At 59.2% G+C, this 18,896-nt stretch carries 12 protein-coding genes; 4 read left to right on the top strand and 8 right to left on the bottom strand.

Going from position 1 to position 18,896, the window contains the following annotated elements:
• The 3 genes from AC5WNJ_RS10435 to AC5WNJ_RS10425 all read left to right on the top strand — a co-directional run bounded on the left by AC5WNJ_RS10435 (position 1) and on the right by AC5WNJ_RS10425 (position 3,071).
• Positions 1 to 1,800 (top strand): hypothetical protein, encoded by a 1,800-nt coding sequence (locus AC5WNJ_RS10435; protein ID WP_495929609.1) that lies wholly within the window; start codon positions 1 to 3, stop codon positions 1,798 to 1,800.
• A complete protein-coding gene (locus AC5WNJ_RS10430) occupies positions 1,797 to 2,585 on the top strand; it encodes a DUF3726 domain-containing protein (protein ID WP_107336417.1) in 789 nt (262 codons plus the stop codon). Before AC5WNJ_RS10435 ends, AC5WNJ_RS10430 begins: the two co-directional genes overlap by 4 nt.
• A gap of 102 nt (positions 2,586 to 2,687) precedes the next feature.
• On the top strand, positions 2,688 to 3,071 hold the full coding sequence (locus AC5WNJ_RS10425; protein WP_348471764.1) for a RidA family protein: 384 nt from the start codon (positions 2,688 to 2,690) through the stop codon (positions 3,069 to 3,071).
• A gap of 156 nt (positions 3,072 to 3,227) precedes the next feature.
• Here AC5WNJ_RS10425 and AC5WNJ_RS10420 read toward each other — a convergent pair whose 3' ends face one another.
• The 4 genes from AC5WNJ_RS10420 to AC5WNJ_RS10405 form a co-directional block, all read right to left on the bottom strand.
• Entirely contained in the window at positions 3,228 to 3,362 is a 135-nt protein-coding gene (locus AC5WNJ_RS10420; protein ID WP_348471762.1) for a DUF2474 domain-containing protein, read from the bottom strand.
• Positions 3,363 to 3,451: 89 nt separating this feature from the next.
• Positions 3,452 to 4,459: a cytochrome d ubiquinol oxidase subunit II gene (gene cydB, locus AC5WNJ_RS10415; protein WP_495929606.1), complete on the bottom strand. Its 1,008-nt coding sequence runs from the start codon at positions 4,457 to 4,459 to the stop codon at positions 3,452 to 3,454.
• A 17-nt stretch (positions 4,460 to 4,476) separates the two neighbouring features.
• Positions 4,477 to 5,892, bottom strand: coding sequence for a cytochrome ubiquinol oxidase subunit I (locus tag AC5WNJ_RS10410; RefSeq protein WP_495929604.1), 1,416 nt, complete (start codon positions 5,890 to 5,892; stop codon positions 4,477 to 4,479).
• A gap of 559 nt (positions 5,893 to 6,451) precedes the next feature.
• The gene (locus AC5WNJ_RS10405; RefSeq protein ID WP_495929602.1) at positions 6,452 to 7,873 is read right to left on the bottom strand and encodes an aminotransferase-like domain-containing protein; all 1,422 of its coding nucleotides are present in this window, start codon (positions 7,871 to 7,873) and stop codon (positions 6,452 to 6,454) included.
• 231 nt (positions 7,874 to 8,104) lie between these two features.
• On the opposite strand from AC5WNJ_RS10405, the gene AC5WNJ_RS10400 reads away from it, so the two are divergent.
• Positions 8,105 to 11,650 (top strand): DEAD/DEAH box helicase, encoded by a 3,546-nt coding sequence (locus AC5WNJ_RS10400; RefSeq protein ID WP_495929600.1) that lies wholly within the window; start codon positions 8,105 to 8,107, stop codon positions 11,648 to 11,650.
• An 84-nt stretch (positions 11,651 to 11,734) separates the two neighbouring features.
• Here AC5WNJ_RS10400 and AC5WNJ_RS10395 read toward each other — a convergent pair whose 3' ends face one another.
• The 4 genes from AC5WNJ_RS10395 to AC5WNJ_RS10380 all read right to left on the bottom strand — a co-directional run bounded on the left by AC5WNJ_RS10395 (position 11,735) and on the right by AC5WNJ_RS10380 (position 18,798).
• Positions 11,735 to 14,434 carry a site-specific integrase gene (locus AC5WNJ_RS10395; protein WP_495929598.1) on the bottom strand — a complete coding sequence of 900 codons (2,700 nt, stop codon included), beginning with the start codon at positions 14,432 to 14,434 and terminating at the stop codon, positions 11,735 to 11,737.
• Positions 14,431 to 16,884, bottom strand: a complete 2,454-nt coding sequence (locus AC5WNJ_RS10390) for a hypothetical protein (protein WP_495929596.1) — start codon at positions 16,882 to 16,884, stop codon at positions 14,431 to 14,433. Before AC5WNJ_RS10390 ends, AC5WNJ_RS10395 begins: the two co-directional genes overlap by 4 nt.
• Positions 16,881 to 17,690, bottom strand: a complete 810-nt coding sequence (locus AC5WNJ_RS10385) for a hypothetical protein (protein ID WP_495929594.1) — start codon at positions 17,688 to 17,690, stop codon at positions 16,881 to 16,883. The genes AC5WNJ_RS10390 and AC5WNJ_RS10385 overlap by 4 nt, the downstream gene beginning before the upstream one ends.
• A gap of 115 nt (positions 17,691 to 17,805) precedes the next feature.
• On the bottom strand, positions 17,806 to 18,798 hold the full coding sequence (locus tag AC5WNJ_RS10380) for a site-specific integrase (RefSeq protein ID WP_225346893.1): 993 nt from the start codon (positions 18,796 to 18,798) through the stop codon (positions 17,806 to 17,808).
• Between the last annotated feature and the right edge of the window lie 98 nt (positions 18,799 to 18,896).

The following is an 18,896-nucleotide window of genomic DNA, read 5'->3' as shown; positions in this document are numbered from 1 at the left end:
ATGTCTCGCAATCACCAGGGCGCGCGCCTCTCATCCACCGAGCAACGTCTGCGACTGCGGGCACCGGACGATGTGATGCAGCTGGAGCGCCTCGGCAGCCTGCATGCCAGTCGCCTGAGTTTCGTGAGAAGTCTGGTGCGCCAGATGGCACATAAAAAATGGAAAATCACCACGACCCGCTTCGAACTGGATGCTCTCGGTCACGGTGTGGCGATCTACTGCCTGCAGACGCCCAGCAAGCGCTATCACGGCGTCATATTTTCTCAGGCGCTTGAGGATTCCGCACGCTCTGACCGCGTCATCGCCGAAGCCTGGGATGTCACCTTCGGCGTCGTGGAGGGGGATGTGGATGATGCGCTTCTCGAGCAGATGGCGGCCAATGTGCCGTTGCAGGAAGCCGGACGCCAGCATCCCAGACTGCTGGTCCTCTCGCGTGCCAATCGCAGCTTGCGTAACTTCGCAAGCTTCCTGGAGGCGCTGAGTGCAGGCCAGCAACCGGATCCTGAGTGGCTGACCCGGGTCGGCTATCTGTATCGGACCACGGCCGTCTACGGCAATGGCAAGTTCGGCATCGCGGATTATGATCGCCTCAAGGACAACGCGGATTTCCATCGGCCATTTTCTGCCCAGATGCTGGGCGTCTATCTGCTGCGTCACTTCTCGATCCAGCAGATAGAGCACATGGCCCGTGCCCGGGCTCCCGAGACCGCCGCACCTCTGGCAACCTCATTGAAGCGCTATCTTGGCATCGGCAACTCCACTGGCCTCGGGATGGCGCCGTTCCTGATCAATCATCCGCAGTTGGTACAGCGCTGGGTGGAAAGCCGAGAACTGGCGCTTGCCGAGGTGACGGCACAGGTACCGGGAGAGCAGGAGCGTTCACGTCTGCTGGCACTCCTGAAGCGCGCCGAGACCCATCTGCGCCAGACGGTCACGGACGATCACGAGCAGACCCAGCGCAACCAGGCCACGGTGGCGTCCTTGCCTGAGCTGATGACCTGGCTCGAACTCGTGCCGCTGTCGCCGGAGCTCTGGCAGGAGCTGATCGACTGGAGTCACCAGCAGCATGGGCTCGAGGCTCAGGAGCTGGTGAACACTCTGCTGCTGGAGCTGTATCCGAGCATCGTCGACCGCTATGAGGATCTGATGGCGGTAGAAGAAAGCCTGGAGCTGATCCCTGACATGCCGCTGGTTCACCTCAAGCAAGTGATCGAAACGCACTACGACTGGGCGTTGCGCGTCGATTTTACACTCGCCGAAAATCGCCACTGGTTCTGGTATCGCTCGGTCGAGAAGGAGGAGCCCCGTCTGGGAGTCCGCGACAGGGAGGCAGGTGCCGACAAGGAAATGAAGCTGGCGATTGCCCCGCGTGTCGCCGATACCCATGCGGCGATCAGTCAGTACCTGGAAGATCACCCTCGTGCCTTGGTGGTGGAATTCCTGATCCAGTGCCCGCGTCACAAGGATATCGTTCGCCGCATTCAGAGCATGGCCAGCACGAGTTTCGGCGAGATACGCGCCAATCTGTGGGCGCGCGACATGAAGCCCATGCACCTGTTGCGGACCAAGTTGTCGTTCTTCGGTGCCAGTCGTTTCGATCCGAAGTCTGATCGTTGGGTGCGTATCACGCTCTTCCAGGGGGCTCCGCTGGTGGAGGAACTCAACGCCGAGCCGCAGGACCCTGTCGCGTTTGATGATTGGAGCTTCCCGCTGGCACCGCAGGTTGCGCGCACTACGCGACCAGAGATGACCGCCGATCCTCGGCAGGGCAATACCACGACAGTGGGAGGAATGTCATGAAGGTCTCCTACAACGAGCTTCACGGACTGTGTCGCAAGGCCTTTCAAGCGATGGGCTTTGAAGACGGTGACGCCGGTGATGCCGCCGACATGGTGGCCTGGATGCAGCTCTATGAGCTGGAAGGGCTGGCGGCGCTCAATCGCGGGCTGCGTTTCTTGCTGGAGGATACCGATGAGCGTCCGCCGGAGATCGTCTATGCCGATGGCGACCTCGCGGTACTCGATAGCCACGGACACAGCGTATTGAAGAGCTCATCGCTGGCGCTGGAACTCGGCTTCGCCAAGGCACGTGCGCGTGGCCTCGCCGTCATCAAGATCCAGCATTGCCACAATCGGCAGCTGATCATGGGCTATCTGGCGCGCCTTGCGGGGCGCGGCATGAATGTCACCGCCTTCTGGCGCAACGCCCAGGACGTGGACGAGGCGGTCGGCTGCCCCATGATCGAGCAGGTCGTGGGCTTCAGAGCCAACAGCTCGGTCCCCGAGATACGGGTCTATGCCGTGCGTGAAGTGCCAGAAGAAAATGAGCCCAATGATGGCATCACGCTGGTGATGGCCAACCATGTCGACCTGCTGCCATCCCTTCGCTCCGACTATGACGTCGACCTGCTGGCCTGTCATGAAGAGTCGAAGCTGCTCGCCTGTCGCCAACGTGCCATGCAGGAAGGCATCGAGGTGGATGACGAACTCTGGTCACGTCTGAAAGCGCTATCGACGCGCCTGTTGGTCGAGGCAACAGAGGATTCCCGCAGTGGTGCCGGCGCTGGTAGCACGGACAACGACTGACTTTCTGCGTGTGTGATGTTCCCCCGACCCCTTGTGCAGACTCGCCGGCAATATATCGGCGAGTCATGCGACGTATCCCTGCAACACTCTCGAGGAAGTTCCATGGTTCATCCCGTAAAAACCGATTTGTTTGCATCGCGAGCGCCCCTGTCCTGGGCGAGTGTCGGCAATGGCATCCTGTTCACTGCCCAGATCCCCATTGATGCCAATGGCAATGTGGTGGAGGGTGGGATTGCCGCCCAGACCCGACAGACGCTGGATAACCTGATTCATACCCTGGAATGCGCGGGGGGCGACGCCTCCTCTCTGACGCAGGTGCTGATCTATGTGACAGAACGTGAGCATCTGGCGACGGTCAATGGCATCTATGCCGAGTACGTACGAGAGCCGTACCCCAACCGGGCTGCCATCATCGTTTCCGGCTTTGCACGTGAAGAGATGCTGGTCGAGATGGTCGCGTATGCCGCACTGGAGGTTGATGCATAAAGCCAGTCGTGAGGCTGGCAATGGGGTGGCTTGTCACTTTCACATTCTGCCTTGACCCGTCATCAAGGTGCATCAGGCCCCTCAGGCCAACAAAGAAGACGCCGAAGCATTCTCTGCTTCGGCGTCTTTTGCATCATGCCTTCTCCACCTTCTCTTTCAAGGCGTAAGCCCCGCGGCCTGCATGAAGCTGCGCAGTGCTAGAGAGACGATACCCAGTGCTGCCACGCTGCCTCCCCAGATGACCACCAACCAGCCGATTTTCTTGAGCCAGCTTCCAGAGGTATAGCTCATGTCATGTGTCTCATGGCTGGACCTTGAGGTGTGGCCTAGGGATGACGTTGAGTGTTTCTCTCCTACAGGGGATGTCATGTCGTCACCTCTCAATGGTAGCCATCGGTATGGCGGACCTTGCCTTTGAATACGAAATAGCTCCAGGCCGTATACACCAGGATGATCGGCAGTATGAAGAGCGTGCCGACGAGGGCAAAGCCCTGGCTTTGTGGCGGAGAGGCCGCCTCCCAGATCGTCACATGACCGGGAATGATGTCAGGCCACATGCTGATGCCGAACCCGCTGTAGCCCAGGAAGATCAAGGCCAGGACCAGCAGGAAGGGCTGGGCGTGATATTGGAAGGCAACCGCGCGGATCAGCGCATATCCCGTCAGCAATACCAGTAGCGGCACCGGGAGGAAGCAGAACAGCTGTGGCAGCGTGAACCAGCGCTCGGCGATAGCCGGGTGTGCCAGCGGTGTCCAGAGGCTGACGGCCGCGATCATGATCAATACCCATAGCGTCAGCGGGCGCGTCAGGGCATACATCCGCTCCTGAAGAATGCCTTCGGTCTTCATGATCAGCCAGGTGCTACCGAGAAGCGCATAGGTAAACAGCAGGGCCACACCACAGAACAGTGGGAAGGGCGCCAGCCAGTCCAAGGACCCACCGCTGAAATGAACACCATCAAAGGCGATGCCTTGTATGTAGCCTCCCAGTGCAACGCCTTGACTGAAGGTGGCAAGCACCGAGCCACCGACGAATGCCTTGTCCCACCAATGACGGCTCGCATCCGAGGCCTTGAAGCGATATTCGAAGGCGACACCCCGAAAGATGAGTCCTATCAACATGGCAACCAGGGGAATGCTCAGTGCTTCAAGCAAGACGGCATAGGCCAGCGGAAAGGCCGCAAAGAGTCCAGCACCGCCCAGGACCAGCCATGTCTCGTTGCCGTCCCACACCGGGGCCACGGTATTCATCATCACATCGCGATCTACCTTTTCCTTTACCCACGGGAAAAGAATGCCGATGCCCAGGTCAAAGCCATCCATGATCACGTACATCATCAGGCCGAACAGGATGATGCCCGCCCAGATGACAGAAAGATCGATACCCATAGCGTTCATCGCTCCAGTCAGTGAGTCTGGCCGTCGAGAGATTCCTCGATGGCTGACAGTGGTCGGGAAGGGGTGCGTGCCTGCCCGGGGCCGCCTTTGGGGGAGTGACTGTCATCTCCCTCAGGCCCCTTCTTGATCAGCTTGAAGATGTAGTTGATACCCGTGCCGAAGACGATGAAGTAAACCGTGACAAAGGTGGCAAGGCTGACACTTAGATGGTTAGCGCTATGCCCGGAGACAGCATCTTCCGTTCGCATCAGGCCATAGATCACCCAGGGTTGGCGGCCGACCTCGGTGGTGAACCAGCCCGCGAGTATCGCGATCAGACCGGCCGGCCCCATGGCGACGGCCAGCCTCAGCCAGCGCCGCGAGGTGAAGAGCCTGCCCTTGCGGGCCAGATAGACCCCCGAGAGGCCGAGCAGAATCATCGCAAGGCCCAGGCCGACCATCAGGCGGAAGCTCCAGAACACAACGGTCGAATTGGGGCGGTCCGCGGCGGGGAAGTCCTTGAGCGCCGGTACCTGCTTGTCGATGTCATGCATCAACAGCAGGCTGCCGAGGGCCGGAATCTCGAGCGCAAATCGCGTCTCTTCGCGCTGCATGTCGGGCACACCGAACAGGATCAACGGCGTCGGTTCCCCATGGCTGTTGTCCCAATGGCCTTCGATGGCCGCGATCTTGGCCGGTTGGTGCTTGAGCGTATTCAGGCCATGCATGTCGCCGACGAAGGCCTGCAGCGGGGCGGTTACCATCAACATCAGCACCGCCATGACCAGCATCTTGCGCACTTCCGGGGTGTCGCGTTTCTTGAGCAGCAGCCAGGCGGCGGAGGCAGCGACGAACAGCGAGGTGCTCAGGAAGGAGGCCAGTGCCATGTGGGCCAGGCGATAGGGGAAGGAGGGATTGAAGACGATCGCGAACCAGTCGACCGGCACGACGATGCCATCGATGACCTCATGCCCCTGAGGGGTCTGCATCCAGCTGTTGGAGGACAGGATCCAGAACATCGAGACCAGGGTGCCGAGCGCCACCATGCAGGTCGAGAAGAAGTGCAGGCCGCGACCGACGCGATTCCAGCCAAATAGCATCACGCCGAGGAAGCCGGCTTCGAGGAAGAAGGCGGTCAGCACTTCATAGGTCAGCAGTGGCCCGGTCACGCTGCCGGCAAAGGCCGAGAAACCGCTCCAATGCGTGCCGAACTGGTAGGCCATGACCAGCCCTGACACCACGCCCATCGCGAAGTTGACCGCGAATATCTTCGACCAGAAATGATAGAGGTTGCGGTAGACCTGTGTGCCCGTCTTCAACCACATGCCTTCCAGCACCGCCAGATAGCTGGCGAGGCCAATGGTGATGGCCGGGAAGATGATGTGAAACGAGATGGTGAAGGCGAACTGTATCCTGGCCAGGTCGATGGCCTCGGTGCCGAACATGGCAATGTCTCCTGAGTAGGCGGCAAGGGGGACGGCCCTGCCTGAATCTTCGCCGCTACTCTAGGGAGCCACCGGAAGCCATAACAGGCTCAGTTGTGCGAGAAAAAACCATATCAGTTGCGCGCGGAACCTTGGTCAGTCGTTAAATGCCCGTGAGCCAGTCAGCCGGCCAGCCAGGTGGTATGGCGAGAATCCAGCAAGGCGAGTCGGGCAGGAGGGCGCACTTTGATTGATGCCAGCACCATGTCAGTGTCAGGTGATTGTCGTATCGTCCTTGGCGGCAGGCCCTGCCATGGCAGGCTTTGGCGCACCCTGCAGGGGAACACATACGGCATCAGGCCATGCAATCAAAGTGCGTGACAAGCTGCGACATCCAGGCGTGGCAAACGACTGTCGCGCGAGTGACATGCGCCACAAAAGGCTGTTTTCGCCCCCGCGGATGACGAGTGAAGACTGTGTGGCAAGGCGGCCACAAGGGCTGCGGCATTTGCGCGCACTCATGCGCGCATATACTCGAGGCACTCCTCGCACCTCGCATGCAGCCTGAGCGGTCCGCGTTTCAGGCTGCCTTGAGCAATTCACCCAATGTCTGCATGGCGCGCTCTGACGCCGCATCCCATGGGTGGCCGTAGCTCAAGCGAATGCAATGCTTGAAGCCCTGGGTGGCCGAGAAGATAGGCCCCGGCGCCAGGCTGATGCCGTGGGCCAACGCCTGCTGGAACAGGGCCAGCGAGTCGATGTGCTCGGGAAGCTCGCACCACAGGAAATAACCCCCGTGGGGGTGGGTCACGCGAGTGTCTTCGGGGAAGTAGCGATCAATGGCTGCCAGCATGGCTGTCTGCTGGGTCTCGAGCGCCAGACGTAGCTTGCGCAGGTGGCGGTCGTAGCCGCCATGCTGAAGGTAGTCGGCCAGAGCCACTTGGGCGGGCAGCGATGGCGAGATGGTCGTCATCAGCTTGAGGCGCGAAATCTCCCGGGTATGCCGCCCCGCGGATATCCAGCCCACCCGATAGCCCGGCGCCAGACACTTGGAGAACGACCCGCAGTGCATCACCAGGCCCTCGACATCCAGCGCCTTGACGGGCTGCGGAGGCGACACCTCGGCACGTTGATCGAAATACAGTTCCGCGTAGACATCATCCTCCAGCATCGGCAGCTGATGACGGCAGAGCAGCGCGTACAGTTGGGCCTTGCGCGCATCGCTCAAGCTGGCCCCCAGCGGATTCTGCAGATGGCTCATGAACCAGCAGGCCTTGATGGGCAGCGTCTCCAGACGATTCTCGAGTACCTCGAGATCAATCCCTTCGCGCGGGTGTACCGGAATTTCCACCGCGCGCAGCTTGAGCCGCTCAAGCACCTGAAGCGTGGCATAGAAGGCCGGCGCCTCGATGGCGACAAGGTCCCCGGGCTGGGTGACACATTGCAGGCCAAGATTGAGCGCCTCCATGGCGCCATTGGTGATCACCAGCTCCTCTGTCGGCAGCTGCATGCCATTGACCATGTAGCGCTGAGCGATCTGTCGGCACAGGTCAGGATGGCCTGTGGTCATGTCGGAGATCACGGCATGCGATGACAGCTGGCGCAGCCCGCGCGTCATGCTGGTCGCAAGCCGCGCGAGGGGAAAGAGCTCCGGGCTCGGGAAGGCAGAGCCGAAGGGGACGGTATCGTTGTCGCGCAGTGAGCCCAGCACCGAGAACACCAGTTCACTGACGGCGACATCGGAAGGAGCTTGCTGCTGCAGGGCGACATGCGGCTCATCGAGTATCCGCGAGGCATTGTCACGCACGAAATATCCCGAGCGCGGCCGCGCACTGATCAGGCCCTGATTCTCCAGCAGGTAATACGCTTGGAAGACGGTAGAGGGACTGATGCCATGCGCCTTGCTGGCCTGACGCACTGACGGCACGCGCTCACCTGGGGCGAGAATGCCGGTACGAATCAGGTTTGAGATCTCGGCAGCAAAGCGTTCATAACGCTTCATGGGAGCTATCCTGGTGGGCTGTGGAAGGGCAAGGATACCGAAGTGGGGGACGGCGCTATACCAGAGAGTCTCAGGTGGCATCGCGACTGATACCTTAATTCTCATGGTGTTCGCTCACTTCTCTGGCTATCGGAGCAAGCCCCTTTGCATAGAGGTTTGCTTCGGTCCATGAGGCTTGTTAGGCCTGCCTTATGGCGGCGAATCCGTCTGGTTTACTAGCAGTCCCGTAATTTGCTCCAATATCGTCATATTTCTATGGAGAGTGCCGCTGTGGCAGCCACTGGTTTGAGTAATGCATCGTTCGCCTTGAATATCGCACTCCTTCAGCATGGATGGCGTGATGAGTTTGATGCAGGCACCTTGGAGCGTGGTCTGCGTTACGCGCGCCAGCAGCGAGTGGATGAGCAGTGGCAGGTAGAGTTGGATGAGAAGGGTGGTTTGACGCTTTCTGGCGATGTCGCGGGCAGTCTGGGCACCCCTTATCGCACGATGATCATGTTGGCTCCTGTGGGTACTCGGCACCAGATGCGAACAGCTTGTAGTTGTCCGGTGGGCAGTACCTGCAAGCACGCAGTCGCATTGATCGATACCTTCCTGAGTAGCGGCCCTTTGGGGAAAGCCCTGGAGGTTCCTGACACGCTTGAGCCCGACGAAGTGGAGCAAGCGCCGTCACTTCAGGCGGCGAAACGTGAGTGGACAATCTGGCTGCAACATCACAGTCAAGCCCCGGCGGTGCCGTCAGCCGTCCAAGTAGGTGCCAACCACCGTCTCGGGTTGTTCCTTGATGTGCAGTCCGGCCACAGGGGGCTTCCCGCGCTGACGGTGCAGCCGGTGTGGTTGAGGCCCTCCAAGAGCAAGACGCAGCTTGATCGATGGGTCTCGCCAGTGAAAGTTGAAGTCTCTCACGCGGGGGAGTTGTCACCTGTCCCTGCAATGGGATGGCAGCCGGCGCAGGAGGAGGCCATCGAGCAGTTATTGCATGGCAGCAAAGATTCGCAATGGTACTTTCCTGAGCAATCCAAAGGGGTGTCGTTGAACAAGGCATTCCAGGCGAAGGCACTCTGGTCCCTGCTGGCAAGCGATGCCTCCCCCTTGCTTTTCCATCAGAAGCAGACGGGCCCACAGCTTGGTATTGGGCCGACCTGCCGTATCGCCCCGACCTGGCAGATGGATGAGCAGGGTGTGCAGCGGCTGCAGATGTCCACGATACCTGAAGATATCTTGTCTCCCGCGGCTATCGTAGCCAGTGTCGGCAAGTCGCTTTGTTATCTTGACCCTCAGAATAAGCAGTTTGGCCCTCTGGAGGGGGATGTTGAGCTTTGGCGCCAACTCCAGCACGTTCCCGCGTTACCGCCGGAAATGAGCGAGTGGTTGATCTCTCGCCTCCAGAATGTCTCGGGGCTGGCAGCCCAAGTCCCCTCTCCGAGAACCCTCGTGGAAACAACGCTCGAGGATGTGAAACCCAAGCTGAAGATCACCATGTGTGTCGCACAGGCACGTCTGCCAACGCGCCGCCATGTCTGGAACGAAACTTCTATTCGGTTGGGCGCTGGTGTCGTGAGCCTGAGCTATGCCGGTATCGAGATACCCCCAGAGGAGGGAGAGGTGGCCCAGGGGCTGCGCGATGGGCAGCGTTTGACGATACCACGTGATCAACAAGCGGAAATCGCGCTGATTCGCGCCATTCCGCCAGGCATGGTCACGTTGGAAGAACTCGCCGCGCACCACGATGTACCGGATGGGTTGGAGTTGCCCTCGTGGAGCTTGCTGCTGCCGATAGATAGGCAGGTGCCAGAAAATGCGGCGCAATGGAGGACCTGTCTTTCTGCTCCTGAGGAATGGTGGGACATGATCCTGCAATTACGTCAGGCGGGATGTGTGGTTGAGTTCAGTGATGACTTCCCGCAAGAGCCTGAATATCTATCGCCAGACCACTGGTATGGAGCGCTCGAGCCTGCCGAGAATGGTTGGTTCGATCTTGCGTTGGGCGTTGAGGTGGAGAATGAATCCTTCAATCTGCTCCCCATTCTGCGTCAACTCATTCAGCGCGAAGACTTCCCGTTGACGCCGGAGGAGGATGAGGAAGCGGGGGCAAGCTGGGTCGTACACCTGCCGGATAATCGTCGGCTGGTGCTTCCACTTGGCAGGCTACGTGCCTGGTTGGCTCCCTTGATGGACTGGCTTCACGATAGCGAGGCATCCTCAAGCGCCCTGCGTGTGCCTTTGACCTCCATCGATCAGCTGGCCCCCTTGGCAGATCATGAGCGCTGGGTAGGGCGAGAGGATGTCGTTGCCCTCGCCCAACGATTGCGTGAGCTTCCTGATAAATTGCCGGCCCCTGACGGTTTCCAGGGTGAATTGCGCGATTATCAGGCGCGAGGACTGGCCTGGTTACGATTTCTCTCGGAGTTGAGTACGGGTGGTATTCTGGCCGATGACATGGGGCTTGGAAAAACCATTCAGATCCTTGCACACGTGCTCGCTGAGCGTTCGCGAGGGGAGCTGCGCGGGCCTGTCATGGTGGTGGCCCCGACAAGTCTTGTCGGTAACTGGTGCGCCGAAGCGGCTCGATTTGCGCCGACACTGAGCGTGCTGGCGCTTCAGGGGGCCAAGGCCAGCCGTCGTGAGCAGATCGATACTGTTGTCGCCAATGTGGATATTGTCGTCACGACTTACCCCCTCCTGGTTCGAGATATCGAGCATCTGTGCGAGCAGCGCTTCGGTATCGTGGTACTGGATGAGGCCCAAGCCATCAAGAATGCTGCCAGTCAGACGGCGCGTACCGTACGCAGGCTCAATGCTGGTCGTATGATCGCGATGACCGGAACGCCATTGGAAAACCACCTTGGTGAGTTATGGGCGCAATTGGATGTTGCTGCGCCAGGGGCCCTGGGGAGCCAGCAGTGGTTTGGCCGGCATTTTCGTACCCCTATCGAGAAGCATGCTGACGCCGCTGTGAGTCAGCGACTCTCTCGTCGTATCTCGCCACTCATTCTGCGGCGTACCAAACAGCAAGTCCTCAATGAGTTGCCGGACAAGACTGAGACTCAGCGAGACATCACGCTGACCGGTGCACAGCGAGAGCTTTATGAGAGTCTTCGACTGACACAGCATCAACGGGTCAAGGAGGCGATCGAGACACGCGGGCTGGCGGCCTCCGGCATCGTGATGCTGGATGCCCTGTTGAAATTACGCCAGGTATGTTGTGACCCACGGCTTGTCAAACATCAAAGTGCGGCGACGGTTCGGCGCTCAGCCAAACTGGAGGCGCTACGTGAACTGTTGCCATCGTTGGTCGAGGACGGTCGGCGTATCCTCATCTTCTCGCAATTTACGGAAATGCTTGAATTGATCGGGGGAGCACTGGAGCGGGAGGGGATTTCTCACTTGACTCTCACAGGGCAGACGCCCGGGGCAGTGCGAACCGAGCGTGTGGCGCAATTTCAGCGTGGCGAGGTACCCGTATTCCTGATCAGCCTCAAGGCAGGGGGGACTGGGCTCAATCTCACGACGGCAGATACGGTCATCCACTACGATCCCTGGTGGAATCCTGCCGTAGAGGCCCAAGCCACCGGGCGCGCTCATCGAATGGGCCAGACGAATCCGGTGTTTGTCTACAAGCTGGTTTGTGCAGGAACTGTTGAGGAACGCATCCTGGAGCTGCAGTCTCGCAAGGCGGATCTTGCTGCATCAGTACTGGAAGGGGGAAGCGGGCGTCAGGAGGAGGGGCCCCTGTTTGATGAGGAGGATCTGGCCTTGTTGTTTGCTCCGGTGTGATCCCGATATGGCCCCCCCGTTGGGGCATGGCAAGGCGGTTGCCTGTTGGGGGGGGGGAGAGGCGTTGAGTCAGGCCATGGCACCTCATGTTACTGGGGCTACCCAGGGTGTGATCGCCCGGGTGTACTCACTGGCGCGCCGCATGGCCTGCCGGTGCAGGTATTCCAGACTATGGGCATAGTGCGTCAATGTCTGTTCCGGGGTGCGGTGGCCGATCCAGACGGCAAGTTGATACAACAACATGCCGCGATCCTGACTGTCCTGTCCGGCATAGCCTCGAACCCCCTTCAGAAAGCGTTTCAGGGGCGCTTTTTGCAGTCCCCAGGAGCCGTGCTCCTGCAAGTCGTCGAGTATGTCACGGTTCTGCGCCGCCTCAAGACGAATCAGCCACCAACTGACCGCTGCATGGCGCAACGAGTGAAAATCGATGGCACTACCCAGCACACTTCGCATGGTGTCGATTGCCGGAGCGATCAGGCCGGCATGATTGAATGCCTGACAACTCTCGCTCGGGCCGAACAGCGCGATATCAGAGAGGGCTGTCGAGGGGAAGCATCGCCGTCGATATACCCACCATGCTGCCAACATTTCAATATCGCCGAAGAATGTCAGAAGGTGCAGGGGAAGTACGCGCCGCGCTGAAGGCGTCTTTCCGGCGTGAATATAAACGCGACACTCAATCTCCGGCAATGACTTCAGAAGTTCACGCAACTTCACGTGCAGGGTATCTCTCTCATGTGGTGAGGGAGGTGAGAATCCCGTATCAGGTAGCGCCTTTGTGGGCTCGGCCGGGCAGTGGTCCTCCAACCACTGCTCGAGCGAAAAGGTGCCCTGAGGACATTCGATGCGAATGTCCCGTAGCGTCAGGGCGCAGACCTCGCTGGCGCGCATCCCCCCGTGGAAGCCCAGCGCGATGCTGAGCCACTGCATGGTGGCATCAGGTGTTGCATCGGGTACTGCGAGAAGATGGGTACGTACCTTTTCCATCTGTCTCAGGGTGGCGAAATGAATTCGTTTGGCGCTGGGGGTCTTGTGATTGCCTGATATCGGCGGCTCCACGTCCAGCAATACTCCCATGCTGTGCATGAAGCGGATGAGCTGCCCCATATTGCCAAGAAAGCTGTGTGTCGTGCTGGCAGACCAACCCATATCGCGTGGCACGCACCAGCACATTTCCTGGGCACTGTCGTTGTCCCACTCCTGAATGTCGATCGACAAGGTGTAATCCGCCATCGCCATCGGCAAGCTGCGAGAAAGATAGGTGTGCAGTGAACTGACGCGCAGCATGCGAGTCACGCGCAGATCATGCAGCCAATAGAGCACCATGACCGGGTAGCTATGGCGGATGCCCATGAGTCTTGTGAGGCGTCTGCGTGTCTCGAGTAGCAGCGCCTCCAGACGCTTCTTGACCCTATCGTCACTTGTCTTGCGAAGATGATCAGAGGAAATGACCCCGATCCATTGCTTGAGGATGCGCCTTGCCGACGGAAGCCAGTCGATTGGCCAGGAATCCTGGGTCATCAAGCGCTGCCCCGGAGGTTGTGTCAGTACGGTTGAGTGGGGGGAAGCGTTCGTTTCTGATGCCTTGGTCGCGAAAAGATCCATGGCGCTCATCGTGTCGTCATCCGCCACAGATTCCTGCTGATGGTTGCCGGAATCAGACGCCATGACTGTACTGACCGGTGGAGCCTCGAGCCGAGCGAAGTAGGAATGGGGCTCATAAAGCCCATGCGCGCTGCTGTAGGGAATCGGATAGCGACTGAACTGGCTGACCCAGTAGCCGGGCAATCCTCCCAGTACTGCGGCATGAGGCAATGCGCTCAGCAAGGTGGTCAGCTTAAGCGTGCGGCGTTCCTCGGTTGTCATGGGCAGCGTGGTGATCAGGGAGGCCAGCTCCTGTCTCATGCGACCCTTGACGATGCGAATCCGTTCGGGTATTGAGAGGAACTGGTCTTCTGGCCTCTCGGCCAATAACCATTCGTCCCTGGCGGTGGTGGGCTTTCTGGCTCTCAATGTCTTGAGCGCAGTCGTCAGTGTCGACTCCAATGGCAGACGGTAGGCTGTCAGGTGAGGCGACATGACCGGCGGCGGTGCCGCGTGAGCGGGGATCCAGACCCACTCATTGGGGGCGTTGCGGTCGCTCTCGAAGTGACGACGCGTCAGGCAGGCCAATGTGACCAGAATCACCTGTTGGCCTAACCCGGCACGCACACCGAGCTCTACGGCAGCGCGTAACAGCGCGAAGCCAGTCCTGGGTTGACGTAGCGCGCGGATGATTGGCAAGACCCTGGTTGCGCGGTCCAGAGCTTTGGCTTCCATTGGCAGCACGCTTTTGCGCCGGGCCTGTGTGGGCCACTGTGGCAGCATCGCCACGACTCCAGGGCTTTGGTTGACTTCCTCCAGGAAGCGGCTGATGACTCGGTAAGCTTCCCGATGCCTTATCGGTTGGCGATGATGCACCTTTCTCCATCGAATCAGTTCCGTGACCATGGCCTTGGCTTGCGTATGGTTAAGGTACAGCATCATGCTTCCGGCCTCTGCCGGCATATCGTTGGCCGGTTGGCGCTTGGCGTGACGCTCGATCCAGTACAGCAGATGCAGGCTTTGCTGGCGTTGCTTGCCTTTGACTCGATCAAGTCGGCGCTCCTCCCAGCGCGACCAGAGCTCTTGCATGTGGTGGGTGCTCATGAGCTTGAGGTGCAAGTCAGGGTCGAGTTTGGCCAGTGATCCGGTTCCTGACGTCTCCCTTGCAGGTGCAAGGTAAAATTTCCCATCTCTGCTCATGGCAAATCCTTGAGAGGTATCACCTTGATTCGCAACTCATCGGACAACTCCCCCAAGAGGCGTTGCATCTCCGGCGGTAGGCAGATGTTGCTGGCATAGGGGACGTGGCGCTGCTGGCCGCTTTTGACATGGCCCAGCAGCATGTCCAGCGTGTTCGCTTGCATTCGCCCATCGAGTGTCTGGGCGACGAAATGACGTGGTGCGTTATCGGGAAGTGCCAGCAGGGTGGCGAGTGCACCGCGTGACGCGGCTGTCAGTGACGGCGCTTGATGATGTGTGCTGATCCAGCCTCGGATGTGAGTCTGCTGGCAAGGCTTTGCGGTCAGATTGAGGCTGGCCTGGCGTCTTGACCACCACATGGCCAGTGCCTGTTCGTCTTCAGGCCATGACAGCCAGGCCCCGCCATTACGTGGCCAGTGCTGCCGCCAGGAGGCCTGCCATGCCTGCAGGGTATCGAGATTCTGGCAAACCGGCAGAGGCAACGGGATGACTCGGCTTTCTCTGTAGAGGCCCGAATCCTTGTCAGCGACCCACAGCAGACGTCCACGCCGAGACATTTGCGTAGTGGCGCCTGGCGGACGAAGTCCTGCCGTCAGCTGGACTCCCATGAGTATGTAGCAGCACAGCGCACTGTTGAGCCCGATCAAGGCCGAACAGTCCTCAGGAGAAGGGGATATCCCACGGGCAGCAATGGGAAAGTTGGAAAGACCCTCTTGGACCAGATCATGCAAGCCCTTCAATGCCTCCCTGGCAGTGTGGAGCGAAAGTGTCACGCTCGAGCCCAAGGCCGTGATGGCGTGTGCCTTCCTGGGAGGCACGGTCGCTTTCATCGGTGTCGCGATCCCCCACCACGCCAGCGACGTGTTCATGAGACGCTGCAGCTCACGTAGGGACATCTTGCGGTAAGCGGCAGGGGCTGATGTTTTCAGGCTGAGCTCCCCGTGAAGCCACTCCGCTTCGACATCGGTCTTCGCCATGCCGAGAAGGTGATGACGTGCGGCTCTGGCCACGCGCTGAGCCGTGGGAGTCGTGCCAGTGTTCGTTGCCATGTGTTGCCTCAGCTGACGGTTGAGCCGTGTCAGGCTCTTGGTCAGAGGCTGAGTTGTCGCTTCGCTCAATTGATTGAGGGGTATCGCGAGGACGTCCGATAGTCGCAGAGGCAGGGGTGGGCTTTTTGACGGTGCATGAATGACAGGGACGTAGAGTGTGCTGCTTTCGGGGACCCACTGCAGTGATTGAGTCCGCGACACCGGCGTAGTGCAGAGCAGTGCCTCCTGCTCGACGTCCGTTACACGGAGCTGACTGAGACGTTCCGGGGCAATACCTGTTGCGAGGACAAGCTGCACCAGCAGTCTGGCATCAGGCGGCAGAGGTAATGTCAGTATTCTTCGGATCTGCCCCTGAGTCGTGGCGAAATTCGACAGACTTCCCAGGCTCTGCGCGATAGAGGTTTGCTGACGTCTGCGAGCGATCACCCTGCAATCTTCCGGTGTCAACAGGGTGTCTCCCTTGTGATGGAAGGGCGCTTCCTCTTCTTCTTGCGGATGCGAGATCTTGTCTGGTTCGAGACTGGTGTCATCGTCCTCGTCTCCGTCCGAGGGGCGTGCGGTACCGAGTGTCTCCGGTAGTTCAGGACTGGAGGCAACCGATGAAAAGTCGCGCTTGAATGAGTCATGAAAAAAGACGGAGCGTTGCGGGAGTCGCTTCGCGTAGCGCGCGCGACGAGTCCCGATGGGTAGGTAACCGGAGAGCAGTTCCTGGGCCTGCTGCAATTGGTCATGCAGCCTTGGTTCGCCGTTTTTCAGCCACGGGATGTGTTTCCAGGCGCTGAGTAACGAGAGATTGGCAGAACGATGCCACGCGATCGGGTGCTTCCAAAGTGACAGCATGGACTTCAAAGCGATATGTAGGGTTGATAAATGCTGGTAATAGAGACTGCAATCGACAGAAGGCCCCGAGTGGTAGCCGGCCATGTCGCGCAAGGCAAGACGAATCAATCGGCGATTGTGCTCGATAGGGGACGGCTCGCCACTGCCTGACAAGAGTTCGAAAGAGTGTGTTGAGGCCGTGCCATGGCGCGCGATCTGTATTGCCTGGTTTGCGATATCGGCTCGCACCATGGAGGAGGGAGCGAATTTATCGGGAAAGGTCAGCTGACTATGCAGTGGGTGGCTCTGACGAATCGCCTGTGAAGGCCCCGGCGCAAGAGGGAGCACCCTCAGGAGTTTGTTGATGAGGTCGAGCAATTCAGGATCGTTTTCATCCGCTGCTTGAATATGGGCGGATATCCAGAGATCCGCCTGACTGCACGGGGGAAGATTACAGTGAAGAAACGGCCATAAGCGCGTTTCCTCCGAAGCTGACAATACCAGGTCATCTAGTTGATCTTCCCACTGATGAAGGATGGTTTCGGGGAGCCATGTCTTGCTTTCGGGAAGGTCATGCATCATGACGAGGGGGTCTCGGACGCATCCGGCAGGCCGTCAAGCAGATCGCTTTTTCTTTGGGGCACATGCGACTGGCGAGTCCGTGAGAGGGCTGGCCGCGTGGTGTCTGTGGCGGGGCCCGATGCTGCTTGCCACCGAGCGGATGGAATCGCCTTGGGCGCTGGGGGAGTGAGGGGCACTGATGTTTGCGCCGCTTTTTGTGCCTCGTTGTCCTTGTTTGTCTCGGGGGAGAGTGGCTCTGAAGCTCCGCGATCATCGTCGAGACTCCGCTGGCCTTTGGGACTGTGGGCACGTTGCAGTGTGCTCTTCGCCCAGCGGCCCTGGGTCAGGATCATGAGACTCTTGATATCCAGGGTGGGTTTCGATAACCCGAACACGATACGGGCCAACTTCTCTTCCAGCCCAGGCTTCTCATTGAGCTGCTTGATGAATGCACGGGCTTCCATCACGTGTGAGGTGTTGAAAAGCTCCTGAGGTAGCACCTCTGACAGATAGCGCAACACCTCCAGCTCCTCGTGGGTGAGACCTTCACGGTCCACCTCAAACACCTTGAGGGATTGGAAGTTCTCGAGAGATGACCCTCTGAGTTGTCGCAGGAGCATGCCATGGGTGAGCAGCTCGGTGTGGCCCTGGTCACCGACAAGCACGATGGGTAGGTGACTTAGCAGCAGGCCCTTGTATGAAGGGGCCTTGCCTTTGCGTGGAGGCGGAAGGGAGATGAGATCGCCAAGAGAGCGTCGTGAAAGATTCCGTATCTTGCCCGAGATGGAAAAGTCAGCCTCAGGCAGGGGCGTGTAGGTATCGGTCATGAGCTCTCCCTTGCGTCTTATTAATTATCTCATCCTTATAGTAGGATAAATATCATCTCATCGGCCCCACTGGAAGTGCTGCCGTCCTTGGCAGCGCCTTTCAGGGTACGAGCTATCAAAAGATGTCATTGCCCGGGTCATGCATGTCATCCGCCATGCGGATGTAGCGTTCGAAGGTTTTTTGGTCACGATGCCCGCTGATGCGCTTTATCTGTTGGTCGCTCTTGCCACGGAGATGCGCTTCGGTGATGAAGCCGGCACGAAAGCTGTGGGTGGTAAACTTCTCTGCAGTGAGGTTGGCGCGCTGTAACGCCTTCTTGAGTAGATTGCCGAACGTGACGGGGTGCATTCTGCCGGCCCCCACTCGATCTGCCTGATCGATGGATCGGTACAGTGCGCCTCGACGAATGCCACTCCAGGCAAGCCAAGCCTCCAGTAACGTCACTGGGCAGCAACGCCCCCCCGCAGGATTACGGGGAAGCATCTTCTGTTCGATCCGTCCGCTTTGATTGGTTTTGCTGTGGCGCAACGTGATCACGATACCGCCATCACGCCATTCGATATCCTCTCTGTAGAGCGCGACGACCTCGCTTGCGCGAAACGCCCCGTAGAAGCACAGACAGAACATGCTGGCATCACGTAGATCTCGTGGAGCATCAAGGTCCAGAGCCTTCAACAGCTGTCGCAAATGATGGAGTCGCAATGCGGGCGCTTGACGTTGCCGTCCATCACTCTTGCGATGAATCCCCTTCAATACGCCTTTCACTTCCAGGCTCAGGGTGGGAGAGGGCAGTTGCATGTAAACATGCCAGGTGCCCAGCGAGCTGGCGTGACGGGAAATCGTGGCAGGCTTGCGGCCTTTGGTATGCATCTCCGCCAGATAATTGGCGACTTGCTGGGCAGTAGCGGGGAGTGAGTAGCCGGCTTTCATGAAGCCCCGGATATCTGATCGAAATGCCAGGATGGTGTTCTTTGCCATGCTGTCAGCCAGTAATCGTCTCGCGGCGCGTGACAATTGCATGTTGTCTGTCAGCTCATGGCTCTGCTCCTTGCCGAGCCATGGTGTGACTTCGCTCGGTAAACGACCCGGTTCCTTTTCAAGCGACATGCTCACCTCCTGATGATGTCAATCCATCGAAGCCAGAGGGCGTACCCCAGCACGGGGCGTTTTCACGCCTGGGTGAATACCGGTATGCCAATGGGATG

The sequence above is a fragment of the Cobetia sp. PDI-23MA genome (assembly GCF_059507735.1).
The sequence above is the reverse complement of the archived record's forward strand: the minus strand, read 5'-3'. Positions and strand labels throughout refer to the sequence as shown.

What these genes read in the sequence shown, in the direction of transcription:
- AC5WNJ_RS10405 (WP_495929602.1), bottom strand. Translation starts at nt 7,873, where the DNA reads ATGAAGCGTTATGAACGCTTTGCTGCCGAGATCTCAAACCTGATTCGT.
- AC5WNJ_RS10390 (WP_495929596.1), bottom strand. Translation starts at nt 16,884, where the DNA reads ATGATGCATGACCTTCCCGAAAGCAAGACATGGCTCCCCGAAACCATC.
- AC5WNJ_RS10380 (WP_225346893.1), bottom strand. Translation starts at nt 18,798, where the DNA reads ATGTCGCTTGAAAAGGAACCGGGTCGTTTACCGAGCGAAGTCACACCA.
- AC5WNJ_RS10435 (WP_495929609.1), top strand. Translation starts at nt 1, where the DNA reads ATGTCTCGCAATCACCAGGGCGCGCGCCTCTCATCCACCGAGCAACGT.
- AC5WNJ_RS10385 (WP_495929594.1), bottom strand. Translation starts at nt 17,690, where the DNA reads ATGACCGATACCTACACGCCCCTGCCTGAGGCTGACTTTTCCATCTCG.
- cydB (WP_495929606.1), bottom strand. Translation starts at nt 4,459, where the DNA reads ATGGGTATCGATCTTTCTGTCATCTGGGCGGGCATCATCCTGTTCGGC.
- AC5WNJ_RS10410 (WP_495929604.1), bottom strand. Translation starts at nt 5,892, where the DNA reads ATGTTCGGCACCGAGGCCATCGACCTGGCCAGGATACAGTTCGCCTTC.
- AC5WNJ_RS10395 (WP_495929598.1), bottom strand. Translation starts at nt 14,434, where the DNA reads ATGAGCAGAGATGGGAAATTTTACCTTGCACCTGCAAGGGAGACGTCA.
- AC5WNJ_RS10425 (WP_348471764.1), top strand. Translation starts at nt 2,688, where the DNA reads ATGGTTCATCCCGTAAAAACCGATTTGTTTGCATCGCGAGCGCCCCTG.
- AC5WNJ_RS10420 (WP_348471762.1), bottom strand. Translation starts at nt 3,362, where the DNA reads ATGAGCTATACCTCTGGAAGCTGGCTCAAGAAAATCGGCTGGTTGGTG.
- AC5WNJ_RS10430 (WP_107336417.1), top strand. Translation starts at nt 1,797, where the DNA reads ATGAAGGTCTCCTACAACGAGCTTCACGGACTGTGTCGCAAGGCCTTT.